Raw genomic sequence first — 18,652 nt, forward strand, 5'->3', positions numbered from 1 at the left:
CGGTATGGCAGCGGGAGACAGCGTCAAGCACGGCAACTTCACGTTCACCGAGACCTCCATCGAGGGCGTGCTCGTGGTGGACGTCACCGCTTACGGCGACGAACGAGGCTACTTTGTGGAAACCTACAAGCGCCCCGACTTCGTCGCGGGCGGCATCGACTGCGAGTTCGTGCAGGACAACCAGTCCTCCTCGGTCAAGGGCGTGCTGCGCGGCCTGCACTTCCAGATAGAGCATCCGCAGTCCAAGCTCGTCCGCGTGGTGTCGGGCGAGGTGTTCGACGTGGCCGTCGACTTGCGCCCGGACAGCCCCACCTACGGAAAATGGGAGGGCGCGGTGCTGTCGGCGGAGAACCGTCGCCAGTTCTTCGTGCCGCGCGGGTTCGCCCACGGCTTCCTCGTGTTGTCCGATATCGCCGAGTTCTGCTACAAGTGCGACGACGTGTACCATCCCAACGACGAGGGCGGGCTTATGTGGAATGATCCCGAGATCGGCATCGAGTGGCCCATCTCGGAGGGTATGGAACTCGTGCTGAGCGAGAAGGACAAGGCGCATCCGGGGCTCAAGGATCTCGCCTAGCTTATGAAAATCAAGAATCTTGTCCTGTGCAGAGGCGACGGCAAAGGTTATGCCCGTCTCCGCATCGTTGGCTCTGCCGGACGTGACGTTGCGGTTGAGGCGGCGCTTGAAGATGGCTCATCGATTCCGACCCTTTGGCTGAAGGAGTCCGATCCCGCTTCGGATGTTGTCGGGGTGTTGGTGTTCCCCTTGCTCGACGATGTCACGTTGTTCGTCAGAGTCGTGCAGCGCGGCGGGGATGAACCCTTGTGCGCGATGCGCTTGCCTGCCGGGAAGCTGAAATGGCTCTCTCGCCTGAACTACCGCCTCCGTCCGTCCCTGTGCGTTGCTTTGCGTGGCACGGACGAGCGGTCGGTCGATCGTTTGCGCCTTTCGCTGGTCATGTGTATGCCGGATGGCGAGGAGGGGGTATGGCGCATTGCCGCCGAGTCCCGTTCGCTGGGATCTCAGCCGAGGTTCTCTGCCTGGGACGGTGTAGGGCATGCGCTTCAAATAGATCCTATCTTCTTCGAGGATCAGTGCATACCCGATGGCACTGTCGAAGGCGTTCGCCGTCGGATGGTGGTTTCGGTTCGCGTTCCCGCTGCGACGGGCGGCTTGTTCGTAGTCGCCGAGGACGAGACGGGTGCTGCCTTGCCCGCCATGCTGGGGTTCGATAAGGCTGCGTTTTTCGGCGAGCTGCACCGCGCGCTTCGGCGCGTGCGCAACGCTGCGGACGAGGGCGACTATCGTGCTTGGCGCGAATCGCGGAAGATGGAAGGGCTTTCCGGGTCGCGCTTGGATCCTGAAGTTTCCCTCTCTCCGTTGGTGAGCATCGTCGTGCCCTGCTATCGGGTGAACGAGCGCTACTTCGAGGAGATGCTGGAATCCGTCCTTGCGCAAAGCTACGTTCGGTGGGAACTCGTCCTCGTCGATTCCGAGAGCGAATCCTCAAAGGTGCCGGGCATCGTCGAGCGCATCGCTGACGATCGCATCACGGTGGTTCCGCTGCGCGACAACCTCGGCATCGTGGGCAACACGAACGCCGGCATTCAGCATGCGCGGGGCGAGTACGTGGCGTTCCTCGATTACGACGACGTGTTGGAGCCGAACGCGCTGGAGGCGTACGTCCAGGCCATCGCCGAGCATCCCGACGCGGGCCTGCTGTACTGCGACGAGGACTCGTTCGAGGTCGGGGGAGCGTTCAGGAACCCTGTGTTCAAGACTGATTTCAACCGAGATCTGCTGTACTCACACAATTGCATCACGCATTGGCTCATGGTGCGCAAGGACGTTTTGGCCGAGACGGGCCTGTCCGACGACGAGGTGAATGGGGCGCAGGATTACGACCTCTCCTTGCGTGTGTCGGAAACCGGACGCGAGATTGTGCACGTGCCGCACATGCTGTACCACTGGCGCGTGCATGGCGAGTCGACCGCAGGGGACAACCTGGGGAGCAAGCCCTACGCTCACCAGGCGGGGAAGATCGCGCTGCGCCGGCATTTCGACCGCCGCGGGATACCCGTCTCGGTGGAGGACGGCGACGGGCCGTTCGTGTACCGGGTCCGCTACCAGCTGCCCGACCCTCAGCCGAGCGTGGAGATCCTCATCCCCAGCAAAGACCATGTTGACGTGCTGGATCGCTGCGTTCGCAGCATCCTGGAGAAGTCGGCCTACGGGAACTACCGCATCACCGTCATCGAGAATAACAGCATGGAGGACGAGACGTTCGCCTACTACCGCGAGCTCGAGGCGCGCAGCGATCGCGTCCGCGTCATCGAATGGCCGCACGGGTTCAACTATGCCAAGATCATGAACTTCGGTGCCGCTAGCACCGATGCGGATCTGCTTTTGCTGCTGAACAACGACACCGAGGTGATCGCACCCGACTTCATCGAGGAGATGGCGGGCTACCTGCAACGTCCCGAGGTGGGCATCGTCGGCGCGAAGCTGCTGTATTACGACGGTCTCGTGCAGCACGCGGGCATGCTCATCGGCCCTGACGGCACGGTTGTGCACGTAAACCAGAACGTGCCCGATGCGCAAGGCTGCTATCTTGGCCGGTCGGTGCGCCCCGGCAATTTCTCAAGCGTGACGGGCGCATGCCAGATGGTGAAGAGGACGGTGTTCGAGGAGGTGGGTGGTTACTCTGAGGAGTTCGCGGTGGGGTACAACGACGCCGACTTCTGCTGCAAAGTGAGCGCAGCGGGCTACTCGGTGACGTTTACGCCGTACGCGAAGCTGTACCACAACGAGTTCGTATCTCGTGGGCGCGAAGAGGGGGATCCCTCGAAGATGCAGCGCTGGCTGCGCGAGCGCGCTCTTATGCAAGAGAAATGGCCGCAGTTCTTCGAGCAGGGGGATCCGTTCTCGAACCCGAACCTCGATAGGGACAGCCTGTACTTCGCGCTTCCCTCGCCGGAGGACGCGCGCCGTTAACGGCCGAGGATCTTTTTCGCGGGTTTGAGGACGGCCTCGCCGACGCGGTACGTCTTCGATGCGCGCAATTCCTCGACTTCGCGCCAAGCGCGCAGTGCATCGTTCTTCTGCTCTTCCATGCGCCGATTCGTTTCCCTGAGCAGGAAGAACAGGAAATCGTCGGCGTCGTCGCACAGCAGGTGGCGCACCTGGTCGTAGGTGCGCGGGTCGAAGAACTCGGCCTTTTTCATCGTGTCGAGGCCGAGTTCGACGCATCCGCGCTGCTGCATCTCGCGACGCAGCTCCTCGAAGGCGTCGCGGGCTTTCAGGCTGCAGAGGTTGAAGAACACCGACTCGGCCGCCCAGTTCTTGAAGCCCCGCTCGACCGCGGCGAAGCGCCCGACGTTCTCAAGGTGCTGCTTGACGGCGACGAAAGATCGGTAGAAGTCGAGAGGAGCGCGCTCGTTCGTGGCGATGTTGCTGTTCGGATTGTTCACGCGGTAGTGGTACAGCACCTCGTCTACCGTGGCGACACGGTCGGCCTGGGCCAGCGCGCAGCAGACGAAGTACAGGTCGGCGCTGCGCTGGACCTCATGGAAGCGTAGGCCGCTTGCCTGTACGAACGAGGATCGGAACAGCTTGTTCCACGTCCAGTTCTGAAAGGCATAGAACAGCTTGTCGGGGTTGTCGCCGGGTGACGACACGCGGTCGGCGGGGAAGGCGTCGGCGTCCAGCGACCAGGGCATGGGCAGCGTCTCGCCGGTTTCATCGTTGTACGAATCGACCCGGTACGCCACCACGTCGGCGCCGGTTTCCTCGGCGCGCCGAACGACTTTCTCAAGCAGCTGCGGTTCGGCGAAGTCGTCGGCGTCGAAGAACGCGAGGTAGCGTCCGCGCGCCACGTCCAGTCCGGCGTTGCGGGCGGCGCCCTCGCCCTTGTTCTCCTGGTGGATGACGCGCATACGATCGTCTCGGGCGGCCATGTCGTCGAGGAGGCTTCCCGTGCCGTCGGTGGATCCGTCGTTTACGCAGATGAGCTCGAAGTCGGCCAGCGTTTGGGCCAGCACGCTTTCGACGCACTGGCGGATATGGCGTTCGCCGTTGTAGGCCGGTACGATGACGGAGACGAGGGGGGTGTCGCTCATGACCGCTCGCTACCTTCCCGAGCGCGCGTCGTCGAGGGATTCGACGAGCAGTTCGCGGTCGAGGCGCGCGACCCCGCTTTCTTTGCCGATGAACACGAGCTTGTCGACCTGGGCGCTGGAGCGCTCGACGAAGTCGAGGCATTGGGCGATGTCGTCGAGATCGGTGGGGTTTTCAAGCAGAAGCGCGCTGTCCCGCTTGGCCGCGTACGCGCCGCATCCCAGCAGCTCAGGCCATTGAGAAAGCGACAGGGAGGCAATGCATAGCTCCCGCCTTCCGTTTCGCGAGGGGCGCGTTTCCGCGAGGGATCGCTCGCAGAGGGCGATGCAGGTAGCCTGTGGCGTATCGCGAGCGATGCGCTCGACGGAGACGCCTCGCTCGCGCAGGCGGTCGTCGATCGTCGCGTCGGCGGCATTGCCGATCACGAGAGCCCGGCTGTGCCGGCCTTCGGAGAAAGCGTTCTCGAGAACGTCATTCGGAACGGCTCCGTGTGTGGCGATAACGGGGCAGCGTTTGACGCATGCAAGCGGTGCGGCCGCAAGCGACTCGGGGTTGTCGTCGAAATCAACGATCATCATCTCATCGCCCCAGAGCCCTCGTTCGATGCCGTGGCGATGTATATCCAGAGACAGGTCGAACACGTTTCCGTCGTTCACGAAAGCGACAATGGTAGGAGACCAGGAAAGCCGCTCGAGGGCGGCAAGCGGCTCGACTGCATTGCGCTCCCCGTCAACGAAGTAGATGATGGAGGGTTTCGTCTCTCTCAGTATGGATGCGACCGCATCGGGTATCCTATCGGGTTTCACCGGCAGGACGGGCGCATCGATGGCTCCGGCAAGGCCGTTCGCCATGATGGCGTTGATATGGGTTGAGGCGCATACGATGACGGCGGCATCGAACCCGTTTTCCCAGCCTCGGTATGCGAGCTGCACGGCAGTGCCGTTGGCGTCGTCTCCGGCGATCGCGCTGAAATCGCTCTCCTCGTGCTCTCTGCCGCGCTGCAGCGCTTCGAACACGCGCTGTTCCGCTTCGGGGCTGCCGGTACGGCCTCCCAAGCCGCCGTACACGCGGCATACCGACGCGGCGTCGCCCATCATGCGCGTATGGCCCTTCTCGATCCAGATGACCTTGTTGCACAAACGCTCCACCTGGGCGTTGCTGTGGGACACGATGAGCACGGTCACGCCGTGTTTCTCGATAAGCTCGCTGATGCGGTCTTCGCATTTCTTCTGGAACATGAAGTCGCCAACCGAAAGCACCTCGTCCACTACGAGGATCTCGGGGACGATCACCGTGGCGATGGCGAACGCGATGCGCGCCACCATGCCCGAGGAGTAGTTCTTGAGCGGCATGTCGAGGAACTTCTCGATCTCGGCGAACTCCACGATCTCGTCGAAATGATCGTTGATGAACTCCTTCGAATAGCCAAGCAGCGCGCCGTTGAGGTAGATGTTCTCGCGAGCGGACAGCTCGGTGTCGAAGCCGGCGCCGAGTTCGATGAGGGGTGCGATGTTGCCGTTGATCTCGCAGGTTCCCTTCGTGGGCTCCAGGACGCCGGCGATGATCTTGAGCATGGTGGACTTGCCCGACCCGTTCGTGCCGATGATGCCGAACACGTCGCCCTTCTTCACCTCGAACGAAACGTCGTCGAGCGCGGTGAAACCCTCGAAAAAGAGTTTGCGCCGGGCGATCTGGATGGCGTATTCCTTCAAGCTGTTGAGCTGTTCGGACGCCATGTTGAAGATCATGGACACGTGATCGACTTTGACCATAGTCCGACGATTGTCCTCGCTGAGGTCTTCGACTGCGGCGGCCAAAGAAGAGGTGTTGACGTTTTCAGGCATAACGAACCTTCGTCTCTATACGTACAGGATGAATTTTTTCTGCTGCTTGCGGAACACGGCGAACCCGATGACGAGGGTGGCGACGCCGCAGCCGAGGCAGATGACATTCGCTCCCAGGCTCGGCGTCACGCCGTTGAGGGCGATGTCGCGGAAATAGGTGACGTAATAGTACATGGGATTGAACTGCATGATGGTCCACATCCAGTCCGTGAGGATGCTGGTGGGATAGAACAGAGGCGTCGCGTACGTCCAGGCGGTCAATATAACACCCCACAGGTGCATGACATCGCGGAAGAACACGGCGAGTGACGACAGCAGCAGCCCAAGGCCGAGGCAGAACAGAAAGATGTAGAACAGCAGAAGCGGCAGGAGCAGGATGTTCCATGTAAGGGGGATCTGGAAGAAGGCGATGACCGCCGCCACGGCGACGAGCGAGATGGCGAAGTTCAGCAGACTGAACACGACTTTCTCAAGGGGGAACAGCATCTTGTTGATGCGGATCTTCTTGATGAGAGGAGCCGAATCGATGATGGAGCTCATGGCGCCCGATGTGGCATCGCTCATGAACGTGAACAGGGTTTGGCCGAGGATCAGGTAGACGGGGAAGTTTGGGATGTCGAACCGGAACACCACGGAGAACACTGCGGTAAGAACGATCATCATGAGCAGGGGATTCAGCACCGACCACAGCACGCCGAGCATGCTTCGTCGATATTTGAGCTTGAAATCCTTCGAAACGAGAGAGGTGAGGATGAACCAATCCCTTTTGAACTGTGTCTTAGCTGCACTCATATCGCTGACCGCTGCCTCTCTGATGCGACGCGCCCCTGCGCGGTGTGTTCTGCAATCTTCGCAAAACCGCATGATACCACGGATCGGCTCTTTTCTTTTTCGGGCAAGGTCGAGTCCATCCTTTATGCGCTCTATGCTACCCTTGCAGATGTCGTTCGTCAGATACCGTATTTCCGTCGGCTTGCCGCGGGATGGCAGGGGAGTTCGCATGTGGGTTGATTTTTGCTTGGCTGTTCTGACAGGGGCTGCGGTGCTGTATGGGCCGGGCTTTTTCGCTTGGAGAGCCCTCGGCATGAGGGGATTGGCCGCGCTGTCCTGCGCACCCCTCTTTTCGATCTTGGCGTATTCCATCTTGGGGGTCGCGTATTTCTTCATCGGCGTGCGGTCGACCGTTTTCTCAGTAGGGATTCCCGTGGTGGTGCTGTCGATTGCGGCCTGCGGCTTCGTTCTGCTCGCCGCGCGCAAGAAAGGTGCCGTGCTCGGTTCGGGTAAGCGTGCGGATCGGCGGCTCGATGCTGCTCTTGCTGTGGCGTACTTGGCCGTCGGGGTGGCCGTTGGCCTGTTCGTGTTCGTCCTTCCCCTGGATGGCCCCGCGTCGTCGGTGCAGACGTATGACAACGTGCATCACTTCGCCTCGGTGCGCAGCTTCTCGGATTCCGGCATGTGGTCTTCGCTGCACGTCTCGTCGTACTTGGACGTTTCCGATCCCGCAGCCAACCCTCTGCCGGGAACCGGATACTATCCCTCGGGATGGCATATCGTATGCTCCATGGTGGTAAGCGCTTTGGGCGTCGAGGTGGCATTGGCCGTCAATGCCGTGAACTTCCTGTTCGCGGCAATCGTCTTCCCCTTGAGCATGGCGTTCCTCATGAAGGTTCTGTTCTCCGGCGATCGCGCTATCGCCTTGATCGGAGCATTGGGCGCGGTCGCCGTCGGGGCGTTCCCCTGGGTCCTCGTCGAGGTGTGGCCTCTGTATCCGAACACGGCGGCGTTCGCGCTGGTGCCGGTTCTTGTTGCGTGTTTTGCGGCGGTTTGGGGCCGGGACGCCTCGAGGAGGGAGCGCGTCGCGTACGGCGCCGTGTTCGTTCTCGGTTGTTGCTGCATGGCGTTCATGCAGCCGAACGCGGTGTTCTCGGCGGCGGTCTTCCTCATTCCTTTTTGCGTGTATCGATCGGCGGTCGAGACGGGCCGTCGATGCCGGGAGCCGAAACGTCGCATGGAGGTCATGCTGGCGGCCGGGTCGGTCGCGCTCGCGTGCGTTGCCTTGCTGTGGGTGGCTGCGCTTTCTCTGCCCTTCATGCAAGGAGCCGTCGCAGTGTACTGGCCTCCGATCCATTCAAGGGCGCAGGGTCTCGTGAGCGTGCTCGGCATGGGATTCGCCGGATCCTCCGTGCAGCCGATCGCTGCGTGCCTAGTCGCGGCGGGCGCGCTGTACACGCTGCGCAAACGACGCTATCTTTGGCTGACGTGCTCGTATCTTCTGGCATGCTGCATCTATTACGTTTCGGCCGTGGAGGGAGATACCCTGCTCAAACACGCGCTGTCGGGATTCTGGTACACCGATCCTTATCGCACCGCCGCACTGGCCGGGATACTGGCTCTTCCGCTTCTGGCGATGGGACTGTACGTCGCGTGCAAGATCGTCGGGAAGACTCTTGCATCCGTTCGCGCGCCAGGCGAGAACCGTTTGAAGGCGCTTTCTCTGGCCGTCGTTGCCGTCGCCTTCCTCGCATTGAACTTCTTGCCGGTTCGAGGGGCGCTCGGACTGGGCCAGGGCGCGTTCCAGGGCATCGCCGCCACCGCAACGGCTCTCAATGACGGTTCGGCGGTAAACGCCTACAGCGAAGAGAAGAGCCGGTTCTCGAAGCACGTGAAAGAGGTCGTGCCGTCCGGGGCGCTTATCGTCAACCAGCCTTACGACGGATCGCTTTTCGCATACAGCCTCGATGATTTGAATCTGTACTATCGCGACATATCGGGTTACGGTGGAGAGGACGAACGGCCGGAGAGCTCGACGATCCGCTGTCGGCTGGCTGCCGAGGCGTCCAATCCTTCGGTGCGAGACGCGGTTCTGACGACCGGAGCCGAGTACCTCCTGGTTCTCGATCGGGATGTCGAGCGCATGAAGGAGCTGTTCTTCCTCTACGATCCGGCTGTCTGGGAGGGCATCGAGGGCGTGGTCGATGAGACGCCCGGTTTCGAGATGGTTTTGTCCGAGGGCGATATGCGCCTGTATCGGATAGCGAGCGGCGATGCCATACAATAAGCATGTACAATGCAGGTTCGAGAAAGGACGGTGAGTCGATGCAGCAAGCTTGCCCCAGCGTCTCGGTGCTGGTTCCCATATACAACGTGGAGCGCTATTTGCCGCAGTGCCTTGAGGCGCTGTGCTCGCAGACGCTGCGCGACTTGGAGATCGTGGCCGTCAACGACGGGTCGACCGACGGATCACTGTCTGTTTTGCAGGAATGGGCGCGGAAGGACGAGCGCATCGTCATCGTCGACAAGCCGAATTCGGGGTACGGCGCTTCTATGAACTGCGGCATCGAGGCCGCACGCGGCGCGTACATCGGCATCGTTGAGCCCGACGACTTCCCTGAGCGCGACATGTTCAAACGCTTGCTCCGCATGGCGCAGCGACATGACTGCGACCTCGTGAAATGCAACTTTTTCGAGCACTACGAGGATCATGACGACCGCATACGCAACTTCGCCGATTTCCCCTACGGCAGGCTTTTCGATCCCGTCGAGCAGCCGCGCATCGTCTGCACGATCCCCGCGATCTGGACGGGGCTCTATCGCAAGGCTTGGCTCGACGATGAGGGCATCCGCTTTCGCGAGACGCCGGGCGCGTCGTTTCAGGACACGTCGTTCGTGATGAAGTCGTGGTTCGCGGCCCGTCGGTGCGCGCTGGTGCGCAAGCCGCTGCTGCACTACCGCATGGACAACCCGGGTTCGTCGGTGAAGACGACGGACAAAGTGTTCGTCGTGTGCGACGAGCTGGAAGACTGCGAGCGGTTCTTGCGCGTCCGTCCTGACCGCTGCCGCGCGCTGCTGCCATGGTTCTACGTGGACAAATGGAGCAAATACCGGTGGAATTACGAGCGCATCGACGCGAGCGCCCACGAGGCGTTCGCGCAGCGCATGGCCGACGAGTACGCGGCGGCGCGGGAAGCAGGCGAGCTCGATATGCAGCTGTTCGATCCTATCAGCAGAGACGTTCTCGGCGAATTGCTCGACAGCGGGGCGGCGAAGTTCGCAGCCGACCATCCGGAAACATATTAGGAAGCTTTCATGAAGCGCAATGGCAAGCAGCCCGTCGTATCCGTTATCGTGCCCACGTACAACGCGGGGGAGTTCGTGGCGCAGTGCCTCGACAGCGTGCTCGGGCAGACGATGGGCGATTTCGAACTGATCTGCGTCGACGACGGTTCGACGGACGATACCTGGGCGATCGTGGAAGAGCGTGCGCAGCGTGACGGGCGCGTGGCGGCGCTTCGCCAGGCGAACGCGGGGCCAGGTGCGGCGCGCAACGCCGGGCTGGAGCGGGCGTGCGGACGGTACGTGTACTGCCTCGATGCGGACGACTACCTCGAGTGCGATATGCTTGCGAGCTGCGTGAAAGCGCTCGACGACGCGCAGGCAGATATGGCGCTTGTGGCGTTCCGCACGTACAACCAGCGGGCAGGCAGGACCTATCCGGCCGAATGGGGGATGCGGCACGAGGACGCGTTCCCCTCGTACCCTGCAGGTTCGTTCACGTGGGAGACGGCGCCCGATCTGTTCTTCGAGACGGTGCAGAACGTTCCTTGGAACAAGATGGTGCGTCGCTCGCTGCTCGAGGAGCGCGGCATCCGCTTTCAGGAGCTGCGCTTGACCGAGGATCTCATGTATTCGCTGCCTGCGGCGGTGTCGGCGAGGCGCATCGTGCGCATCGCCCGCCCGCTCGTGGTGCATCGCGAATTCTCCGGCACGAACGCGATGGCCGACAAAGGGCGGCATCCACTCGATTTCCTCGACGCGTTCGCCGCGTTGCGCGCGTGGCTGCAGGAGGAGGGCTTGTACGAGCCGTTGCGTTTGGCGTACCAGGCGTGGCTGCTCGATGCGGTGTATTACAACTTGCCGACGTATCGCGACTTCGACGCGTTCGCCGTCGCTTACGAGCGACTGGCTTCCGGCGGGCTCGAAGCGTACGACCTGGCGCACGTCGACGCCGACCGCATTCTCGACCATCGTTATCGGGAATTGCTCGAAGCGCTCCAGCGGGGTTCGCGCGAACGATTCTTGCTGGCGTGCGCCAATATCGAGGCGGCCGAGGTTCAGGAGCAGAAGTGCGGTTTCCAGGACGCCCAAGGATCGCTCAAGTGGCTTGTGCGGCGGCTGAAGGAGCGTTTGCGCTCGAAGTGAGAGTGCGGTTTGCGGTTGACGATCCGCTTTGCGGCGTTTCGCCCTTTTCGGGACTGCAATTGAATTCTGAGATGCGCCGTCCCCGACGCTCTGTTTACGTGTCGACTCGCATACGTTTCCGTACTGTTATAATAAGGGCGTTGAACGAGCGCATTTGCGCGATATCCGGCAAGGACAATCATGGAATGGTATCAGGCGGTAATCGTGTTTGCCGTGGCCTTTGCGGTCGCGTACTGCATGGTACCCGTTTCCAAGAAGATCGCATTTCGGATCGGTGCTATCGACTACCCGGGGTATCGTCGTATGAATCGCGAGCCTATCCCGCGTTGCGGAGGCATCGCGTTGTATGTTGGGCTGATCGCGGCATGTTTCACGATGTTCCTCGGAGTGCGGTTCTTCGATTGGGATTTGCATGATCTGTATATTTTGAGCGACGTGAACTACATCGTATTGTTCATCGGCGTGACGACAATGTTCACCGTGGGTCTGGTGGACGACATCACGCAGCTGTCGCCCGGCGTGAAGCTGGCGGGGCAGATCGTGGCCGCGACGGTCGTCACGCTTTCGGGCATCACCATCGGCGCGGTGCGCACGCTGGTCGTGGGCGACTATCTGTCGCTCGGTTGGATCGACTATCCTTTGACCGTGTTGTACCTCGTGGTGTTCGTGAACATCACCAACTTGATCGATGGGCTGGACGGGCTCGCTTCGGGTTTGGTGGCCATAGTCGCCGGCGGACTGCTGTACCTTGTTTTGATGCGGGGAAGCTTCACCCTCGTGCTCGTCTGCCTTGCGCTGATAGCCGTCTGCCTTGCGTTTCTGCGCTACAATTTCTTTCCCGCCTCGGTGTTCATGGGCGATTCCGGATCGCTGTTGCTCGGGTTGGTCGTCGGCATCGTGTCGGTGGTGGGCGTCGTTCGGACGCAGAGCTTCGTGGTCATGCTGGTGCCGCTCATTATCGCGGGAGTTCCCGTGCTCGATACCGTCTCGGCTATCGTCCGACGCAAGCGTCTGCATCAGCCGGTGAAAGACGCCGATTTGGGGCATATCCATCATCGTCTCATGCGCGCAGGGTTGAGCCAGAAGCGCTCGGTGGCGGTGCTGTGGCTTTGCTCGGCGGCGCTCGTGCTCGTAGGTTGCCTGATGGGAAGCTTCTCGGGGCCGGTGCGCTGGATGGTATGCATTGTGCTGGCTGTGGTTTTGTTCTTCGTTATCTGGAAATTCGGTTTGTTCAAGCCTGTTTTGAAGCATCATTACGACAACAGGGGCAAGCGGGGCCCGCGCGTTCCGCGCCAACGATAAGCTGGTAGAGCGATGACTGAGATTTCCGAAGCGCATAAGAGACAGTCGAAGAGGACGGCCGCCGCGGCCGTCGCCGTCGTTGCGGTGCTATCGCTTGCGTTCATTGGGCTGGTGTCGTTCTTGGACAACGCAGCCGGGCAGGTTCAGACCGACAGCGTCTCCATCGAGGCTGTCTCGTCGTCCGAGCCGTTCTATACCTTGCTCATTGGCTCCGACTCTCGCAAGGGCACGGCGCTCTACACGGGTAAGAAAACCGACCATGCCCAGGTCGACCAGCACGCCGACGTCATGACGCTCGTGCGCGTTGATCCGGAAACCTACACCATCACGCTTGTCAGCATCCCTCGAGACACGGTGTTTCAGGGCACATCGCTGAAGATCAACGACTCTCTGCTGGGCGGCGATCCCGAGGAGGTCGTGGCGAGCGTCGAGCGCCTGACGGGCGTGGCTATCGAGTACTACATGTTGACCACGTTCACATCGTTCGAGGCGCTGATCGACGCGCTTGGCGGCGTCACCGTCGACGTGCCGAAAAACGTTACGGTTCCCGATCCCATGACGGCCGAGAACGTGTCCCTGAAAGCGGGCCGGTCGCAGAGTCTCGACGGATCGGAGGCGCTCGTCCTCGCTCGTGCGCGCAAGGAGTACGGCGAGCATCAAGAGGCCCTTCGGCAGATGAACGTGCGCAACATCGAGACGGCCATGATCCAGAAAGTGCTTTCGCTCAACAGCGAGAAGAACGCGAACGCGGTGCTCGTCGACTTGGAGGAGTACACGGATACCAATTTGGACATGGCCTCGGTGGGGTACTTGCTTGTGGACTTCATTGCGAATCGTGAAGAGGTGACGATCTATTCGACCACGGGGCCTTATGCGGGCGGCGAGAACGCGGAGGGGTTGTGGGTCGTGCAGGAGGATCCCGCTGCCTGGGCCGAGCTGATGGCTGTGGTGGACGCAGGGGAGGATCCCGAGGACATCGTGAAGCTGCCCTCCCACTCGTAGAGGCGATGGCGAATCGTTTTAGATTTGTTGCTATGCTATTATGTCAATTTGTCTGTTTGGGATGTCGAATGGGAGCGTTGTGCTGAGTACTCTTGCGACGATATTGAAGGACAACTGGGAGTGGCGCAAGCAAATAGGCCGGTTGGCCATATTCGAATTGGTCAAGAAAAGCCGTGGCGCCGTTCTCGGTTGGGCATGGTTTTTCATCAAGCCTGCGATGTACATTTTCTGCTTCTGGTTCGCTTTGGAAATAGGGCTTCGTGCGGGCAACAGCGATGCCGGCGCCCCTCCGTACATCCTGTGGCTGTGCGCAGGTCTCATTCCGTGGTTCTTCATGCAGGACATGTTGGGGCCGGGTCTCGACGTGCTGCACCGGTATTCATATTTGGTGAACAAGATCAAGTTCCCTCTCAGCGGTATTTCCACGATATTCTCTGGCGCTACCCTGATCGTTGAACTCATGCTTATGGTGGCGTTGTTCGTCATCTATTTCGCGTGTGGTATGCCGCTGGACGTGTATCTTTTGCAGGTTCCTATCTTGCTGGTGCTCATGTTCTTGTTCTGGAACACTGTGTCCATCCTGTTCTCGCAGCTCTCCGCTATGAGCAAGGACGTGAAGAATCTCATGTCTGCCATGTCGACGCCGTTCTTCTGGCTTTCAGGGGTGCTGTTCGATGTCAAAGATATCCATATCGGCTGGGTTCAAACCATGCTGGACTTCAACCCTATCACCTTCTTCGTCACGGCGTTTCGCGGCGCCTTCTACGACAAGACGTGGTTCTGGAACGATCCGTCAGCTTGCGTGGGCTTCGTTGTCGTGTTCGCGATCACCCTCCTGGCAGCGCTGTTCGTGTACAAGAAGTTCAATGAGGAGGTGTGCGATGTCCTCTAACGACGAGTCGTTGAAGGATACCAAGTCCCTTCATAAAACCAGCGTGAGCGACGAAGTGGTAATCAAGTTCGATCATGTGACCAAGACGTACAACCTGTACAAGAACGATCGCGGGCGTTTCCTGGGCATCTTCAACTACAACCGCAAGGGCTCTTTCCTGGGAAGCGTCGATGCCAGCAAGGACCTTTCGTTCGAAATCAAGAAGGGCGAGGCCGTGGCTTTTCTCGGCCGCAACGGCGCAGGGAAGAGCACGACGTTGAAGATGGTCACGGGCGTGACGCATCCGACCAGCGGAGACATCGAGGTCAAAGGTCGCGTTTCCGCGCTTCTGGAGCTCACGGCGGGTTTCGACTCCCAGCTGACGGGGCGGGAGAATATCAACCTGCGCGGCCAGATCCTCGGCCTGAAGCGATCGGAGATACGCGACCTCGAACCCCGGATCATCGAGTTTGCCGAGCTCGGCTTGTACATCGACCAGCCGATGCGCACATACTCGAGCGGTATGAAAGCGCGTTTGGGCTTTGCGTTCGCTGTTGCCATCGACCCCGAGATACTCGTCGTCGACGAGGCCCTTTCGGTGGGCGACCGGGCTTTCCAGAAGAAGTGCATCAACCGCATACGCGAGATCATGATGGACGAGAGCGTCACGGTGCTGTTCGTGACGCATACGTCCGCGACCGCGAAGGAGTTCTGCGGTCGAGGTATCGTGCTGGACCAGGGGACGAAGGTGTTCGACGGTTCGATCGACGATGCAACGGCATATTACGAGAAGAATTACTAAGCGAGCTCGCTCATGATGAGGCTTGCGGCGTGGTTCATCCGGTTCGCGTACTTCGTGTGCGCGTTGTTTCCGCGTCGAGACAAGGTGTCCTTCCTATCTCGGCAATCGTCGAGGCCTTTCGATTTCGCGCTGCTTGAGCCGGAGATCAGGCGTTCGCTTCCCGGTTACGACATCGTGTGGTCGTGCGTTCCAGAGTCCGGCTCTTTCGGGCCTCTGTTGGCGTTTCGTCAGGTGTGGCATGCAGCTACTTCGCGTGTATGCATCGTCGACGGTTATGTTCCCGCCGTGAGCGTTCCGAAGAGCCATGAAGGGGCTCTATGCGTGCAGCTATGGCATTCGTTGGGCGCGATGAAGAGGTTCGGCTACCAGGCTCTCGACACGCCGGACGGTAGATCGTCGAAGGCCGCGAGCGCTTTGCGTATGCATCGCGGCTACGACATGGTGGTCGCGGGGCTTCCGGGCGCCGTGCCGGCATTCGCCGAGGCGTTCGATTGTTCGGAGAAGAGGATTCTGCCCCTTGGTCTTCCTCGTGTCGATTACCTGCTTTCCTCCGAGTTCGAAGACGAACGCGCTCGACGCCAGCGTGCGGCTGTGGAGCGGTTGGACATCGATCGGGATCGGTGGAGGGCCGTAGTGCTGTACGCTCCCACGCTGCGGCGCGGGGTGGCCGGAGGCGATGCGTGGTTCGATCGCTCGACGGAGGAGCTGACAAGGGCTTTCGGCGAAATCGATGCGGCGCTCGTCGTGGCCGGTCATCCTTTGCAGGCTGATGTCCAGCATGATGGGGGGAACGTGGCCTTCCTGCGCGGTGCCGCCTCCATTGACGTGCTTTCGTGGGTCGATTACGTGGTGACCGATTATTCCGCTGTCGCGTTTGAGGCGGCGGTTGCTTCGAAGAAGGTGCTGTTCTACGTTCCCGACATTGAGGAGTATCGTCGTTCGCCTGGGTTGAACGTTGATCCGCTCGAGGAGTATCCGCAGCTTTCTTTCAAGGACGCAGATTCCTTGGCGAGCGCTGTGGCGTCCGATATCCGGACGGACGGCAGCAAGGTGCGGCCTTTCGACGAATGCGCGAAGGCGTATCTGGGCGATTTGAGACAGGGCTGCACGAAAAGGATCGTCGCCGAGGTGGCATCGGCCGCTGGTGCTGGCTCGAAGACGGTCGGGGATGATGATGGGTTTGCGCGGGCGACGCTGTAGGGAAGCGCCTCGCGGCTGAAAGAAAGGATTGAGCGATGAGCGAGAAAGACGGGATGCAGGGAGTTCATTCTGTTGAGATCAGCGCGACCAATGACGTGGTGTACGGAAGCTCGCATGTCGGGCTTCGGCGAGTTTTGACCTACGGCACGTACGACCTGCTGCATTACGGACATATCCGTCTGCTGCAGCGGGCGGCATCTTTGGGTGATTACCTGATCGTGGCCTTGTCTACCGATGAGTTCAACGCGTTGAAGGGGAAGAAGAGCTTCTACTCGTATGAGGTTCGCCGTGAGATGTTGGAGGCTATCCGCTACGTCGACCTGGTCATTCCGGAAACGCATTGGGAGCAGAAGGCATCCGATGTGGAGCGCTATTGCGTCGACGTGGTGTGCATGGGAGGCGACTGGAAGGGAGACCCTCGCTTCGAGGCGCTACGGAACCAGTGCGAGGTGGTGTACCTCGATCGCACCGACGGCATATCGACCACGGAGGTCAAAGGCCGTTTGGGTAAGGATTCGCTGTGAGGACAGCTGGACGAGTGAGCGATGCCGCTCGAGCGGCGGGGTACGCGGTGCTTCGTCGCGCGCCCCGCACGAGGCTTGCCGTCAGGCACGCTTACTGGGCGTTGCAGAAGCGCAAGTACGATGCGCTTGCAAAGTCTATAGCCACGGAGGCGCGCACGGTGCTGTTCGAAGCGTACGGCGGACGTTCGTACGCGTGCTCGCCGAAGGCTCTTTACCAGGAGATGCTGGGCGATGAGCGGTTTGCGGGCTGCGAACTTGTCTGGGCGTTTCGGGAGGGCGCTGTCCCTTCGGACGAGCCGGACCTGGAGCATGCGACCATAGTCAAGCGTGGTTCGAGTGCGTACTTTGAGACGTTAGCTCGCGCGGGCTGCATCGTCGTGAACAACCGGTTGCCGGAATACGTGTACCCGAAAGACGACCAGGTGTACGTCCAATGTTGGCACGGCACCCCCTTGAAGCGCCTGGGGTACGACGTGGAGATCGAGATGGAAAGCGCTCTGAACACCACTAACGAGCTTGCCGAGCGCTTCGGAATGGATGCACGGAAGTGGACTCACCTGCTTTCTCCATCGCCGTACGCGTCGAAGCATCTGGCGGATGCGTTCGGGTTGCCTCTGGAGAAGCGCGGGAGCGTGATCGTCGAGGAGGGCTACCCGAGAAACGATGCCCTCGTTCGCTCGCGAGGCGACGAATCCGTTCGCGCAAGGTTGCGCGATTCGTTGGGCGTGCCGGAAGGGAAGCGCGTGCTGCTTTACGCACCAACGTGGCGTGACGATTCGTACCAAGACGGCGTGGGCTACACGTTCGATTACCTGTTGGATTTCGACCTTATGAGGCAACAGTTGGGCGACGAATGGGTCGTGCTGTTCCGTCCGCACTATTATATAGCCAACCAGTTCGATTTCTCCGCCTACGAAGGCTTCGTCATCGATGTGTCGAAGGTGGATGATGTCAACGACCTGTATCTGGCTTCCGACGTGCTTTTGACGGACTATTCTAGCGTCATGTTCGACTATGCCAACCTGCGCAGGCCCATCGTCTTGTTCGTGCCGGATCGCGAGCGTTATGCCGATGCTATTCGCGGGTTCTACTTCGACTTGGAGGAGGTTCCCGGCCCCCTTTGCTCGACTACCGACGAAGTGGTCGAGGAGCTGACGCACGTGGAGGGTCATCGAACGAAGTACGAGCAGGCTTACGCGGCGTTCGTTGAGAAGTTCTGCCCGCTGGACGATGGTTGCGCTTGCGCGAGGGTGCTGGAAAGGCTTGCTAGTTTTGTCGCGCTGCCGTAAGAGGCTTGCGAGGCGATCAACGAAATCGAGGCGATGCCGGCCGATTCAGAAGGTGGCGCATGCTGGCATCCGTCAATGCCTGCACGGTGGCGAAACCTCCGCTCCGCGGTAGCAATCGATCGGCTTGGTAATCACACTGATTCGCTTTACTTTGCGTTTCGAGCATCCGAACTGGGAAAGCGCCTTCGAGTGCGCTCGGTGGATCCGAAACGCCTTGGCCGAGCCCTCGTCAGAATTGCCAAACCGATTGATTCCTACCGCTCGACGCCGTTTCCGCTGTTAAACCGACATTGACATGGCTTGGGCGGGTCGCGTCTCGTAAAAAACCTCGTCGGAGGGATCGGTATCGGTGCCTGTTAATGCTGGCTTGATAGCGGAGCCAAGCACTGAGTCGCAAAAATCACCGCTGTAGACTCGATGCGGGGATGGCGGTCGTCATTATGATCGGGGCCTGCGCAAATGCGAGGCAGGTGCAACTGGAAGGTGCCGAATGCCGTCACCG

At 60.5% G+C, this 18,652-nt stretch carries 15 protein-coding genes; 12 read left to right on the forward strand and 3 right to left on the reverse strand.

All coding sequences use genetic code 11. The features are described from left to right. The first annotated feature begins 4 nt into the window (after window positions 1-4). Together rfbC and GT613_RS04100 are read left to right on the forward strand one after the other, a co-directional pair. Window positions 5-577 carry a dTDP-4-dehydrorhamnose 3,5-epimerase gene (gene rfbC, locus GT613_RS04095; protein WP_009304071.1) on the forward strand — a complete coding sequence of 191 codons (573 nt, stop codon included), beginning with the start codon at window positions 5-7 and terminating at the stop codon, window positions 575-577. Window positions 578-1,135: 558 nt separating this feature from the next. Then, on the forward strand, window positions 1,136-2,995 hold the full coding sequence (locus GT613_RS04100; RefSeq protein WP_240132859.1) for a glycosyltransferase: 1,860 nt from the start codon (window positions 1,136-1,138) through the stop codon (window positions 2,993-2,995). Here the strand turns inward: GT613_RS04100 and GT613_RS04105 are convergent. Genes GT613_RS04105 through GT613_RS04115 form a run of 3 tightly spaced genes read right to left on the reverse strand, consistent with a single transcriptional unit; the run spans window position 2,992 to window position 6,825 of the window. Next, window positions 2,992-4,119 carry a glycosyltransferase gene (locus GT613_RS04105; protein ID WP_009304073.1) on the reverse strand — a complete coding sequence of 376 codons (1,128 nt, stop codon included), beginning with the start codon at window positions 4,117-4,119 and terminating at the stop codon, window positions 2,992-2,994. The two genes, GT613_RS04100 and GT613_RS04105, sit on opposite strands and share 4 nt — an antisense overlap. 9 nt (window positions 4,120-4,128) lie before the next feature. Further along, window positions 4,129-5,961 (reverse strand): ATP-binding cassette domain-containing protein, encoded by a 1,833-nt coding sequence (locus tag GT613_RS04110; protein WP_114550511.1) that lies wholly within the window; start codon window positions 5,959-5,961, stop codon window positions 4,129-4,131. A 15-nt stretch (window positions 5,962-5,976) separates the two neighbouring features. After that, window positions 5,977-6,825 (reverse strand): ABC transporter permease, encoded by an 849-nt coding sequence (locus GT613_RS04115; RefSeq protein WP_255459187.1) that lies wholly within the window; start codon window positions 6,823-6,825, stop codon window positions 5,977-5,979. A gap of 136 nt (window positions 6,826-6,961) precedes the next feature. On the opposite strand from GT613_RS04115, the gene GT613_RS04120 reads away from it, so the two are divergent. From GT613_RS04120 to GT613_RS04165, 10 genes are all read left to right on the forward strand, one after another. Then, window positions 6,962-9,019, forward strand: coding sequence for a DUF6541 family protein (locus tag GT613_RS04120; protein ID WP_161172511.1), 2,058 nt, complete (start codon window positions 6,962-6,964; stop codon window positions 9,017-9,019). Window positions 9,020-9,057: 38 nt separating this feature from the next. Continuing rightward, a complete protein-coding gene (locus GT613_RS04125; RefSeq protein WP_021410988.1) occupies window positions 9,058-10,038 on the forward strand; it encodes a glycosyltransferase in 981 nt (326 codons plus the stop codon). A 9-nt stretch (window positions 10,039-10,047) separates the two neighbouring features. Beyond that, window positions 10,048-11,160, forward strand: a complete 1,113-nt coding sequence (locus GT613_RS04130) for a glycosyltransferase family 2 protein (protein ID WP_114513156.1) — start codon at window positions 10,048-10,050, stop codon at window positions 11,158-11,160. A gap of 180 nt (window positions 11,161-11,340) precedes the next feature. Next, a complete protein-coding gene (locus GT613_RS04135) occupies window positions 11,341-12,462 on the forward strand; it encodes a glycosyltransferase family 4 protein (RefSeq protein ID WP_114518480.1) in 1,122 nt (373 codons plus the stop codon). A gap of 12 nt (window positions 12,463-12,474) precedes the next feature. Further along, window positions 12,475-13,464, forward strand: coding sequence for an LCP family protein (locus tag GT613_RS04140; protein WP_114513154.1), 990 nt, complete (start codon window positions 12,475-12,477; stop codon window positions 13,462-13,464). Between the two features lie 61 nt (window positions 13,465-13,525). Next, complete coding sequence (locus tag GT613_RS04145) at window positions 13,526-14,356, forward strand: ABC transporter permease (protein ID WP_229026937.1); 831 nt, start codon at window positions 13,526-13,528, stop codon at window positions 14,354-14,356. Next, window positions 14,346-15,137: an ABC transporter ATP-binding protein gene (locus GT613_RS04150; RefSeq protein WP_021410993.1), complete on the forward strand. Its 792-nt coding sequence runs from the start codon at window positions 14,346-14,348 to the stop codon at window positions 15,135-15,137. Before GT613_RS04145 ends, GT613_RS04150 begins: the two co-directional genes overlap by 11 nt. 15 nt (window positions 15,138-15,152) lie before the next feature. Then, on the forward strand, window positions 15,153-16,337 hold the full coding sequence (locus tag GT613_RS04155; protein ID WP_227101286.1) for a CDP-glycerol glycerophosphotransferase family protein: 1,185 nt from the start codon (window positions 15,153-15,155) through the stop codon (window positions 16,335-16,337). A 35-nt stretch (window positions 16,338-16,372) separates the two neighbouring features. After that, entirely contained in the window at window positions 16,373-16,861 is a 489-nt protein-coding gene (gene tagD, locus GT613_RS04160; protein ID WP_021410995.1) for a glycerol-3-phosphate cytidylyltransferase, read from the forward strand. Next, entirely contained in the window at window positions 16,858-18,150 is a 1,293-nt protein-coding gene (locus GT613_RS04165; RefSeq protein WP_086414467.1) for a CDP-glycerol glycerophosphotransferase family protein, read from the forward strand. Before tagD ends, GT613_RS04165 begins: the two co-directional genes overlap by 4 nt. The last annotated feature ends 502 nt before the right edge of the window (window positions 18,151-18,652 follow it).

Source organism: Eggerthella sp. BIOML-A4 (genome assembly GCF_009875575.1).
Lineage (GTDB): Bacteria > Actinomycetota > Coriobacteriia > Coriobacteriales > Eggerthellaceae > Eggerthella > Eggerthella lenta.

Excerpts from the sequence above, each read along its gene's own strand:
- rfbC (WP_009304071.1), top strand. The coding sequence starts at position 5 with ATGGCAGCGGGAGACAGCGTCAAGCACGGCAACTTCACGTTCACCGAG.
- GT613_RS04100 (WP_240132859.1), top strand. The coding sequence starts at position 1,136 with ATGGTGGTTTCGGTTCGCGTTCCCGCTGCGACGGGCGGCTTGTTCGTA.
- GT613_RS04105 (WP_009304073.1), bottom strand. The coding sequence starts at position 4,119 with ATGAGCGACACCCCCCTCGTCTCCGTCATCGTACCGGCCTACAACGGC.
- GT613_RS04110 (WP_114550511.1), bottom strand. The coding sequence starts at position 5,961 with ATGCCTGAAAACGTCAACACCTCTTCTTTGGCCGCCGCAGTCGAAGAC.
- GT613_RS04115 (WP_255459187.1), bottom strand. The coding sequence starts at position 6,825 with ATGCGGTTTTGCGAAGATTGCAGAACACACCGCGCAGGGGCGCGTCGC.
- GT613_RS04120 (WP_161172511.1), top strand. The coding sequence starts at position 6,962 with ATGTGGGTTGATTTTTGCTTGGCTGTTCTGACAGGGGCTGCGGTGCTG.
- GT613_RS04125 (WP_021410988.1), top strand. The coding sequence starts at position 9,058 with ATGCAGCAAGCTTGCCCCAGCGTCTCGGTGCTGGTTCCCATATACAAC.
- GT613_RS04130 (WP_114513156.1), top strand. The coding sequence starts at position 10,048 with ATGAAGCGCAATGGCAAGCAGCCCGTCGTATCCGTTATCGTGCCCACG.
- GT613_RS04135 (WP_114518480.1), top strand. The coding sequence starts at position 11,341 with ATGGAATGGTATCAGGCGGTAATCGTGTTTGCCGTGGCCTTTGCGGTC.
- GT613_RS04140 (WP_114513154.1), top strand. The coding sequence starts at position 12,475 with ATGACTGAGATTTCCGAAGCGCATAAGAGACAGTCGAAGAGGACGGCC.
- GT613_RS04145 (WP_229026937.1), top strand. The coding sequence starts at position 13,526 with ATGTCGAATGGGAGCGTTGTGCTGAGTACTCTTGCGACGATATTGAAG.
- GT613_RS04150 (WP_021410993.1), top strand. The coding sequence starts at position 14,346 with ATGTCCTCTAACGACGAGTCGTTGAAGGATACCAAGTCCCTTCATAAA.
- GT613_RS04155 (WP_227101286.1), top strand. The coding sequence starts at position 15,153 with ATGAGGCTTGCGGCGTGGTTCATCCGGTTCGCGTACTTCGTGTGCGCG.
- tagD (WP_021410995.1), top strand. The coding sequence starts at position 16,373 with ATGAGCGAGAAAGACGGGATGCAGGGAGTTCATTCTGTTGAGATCAGC.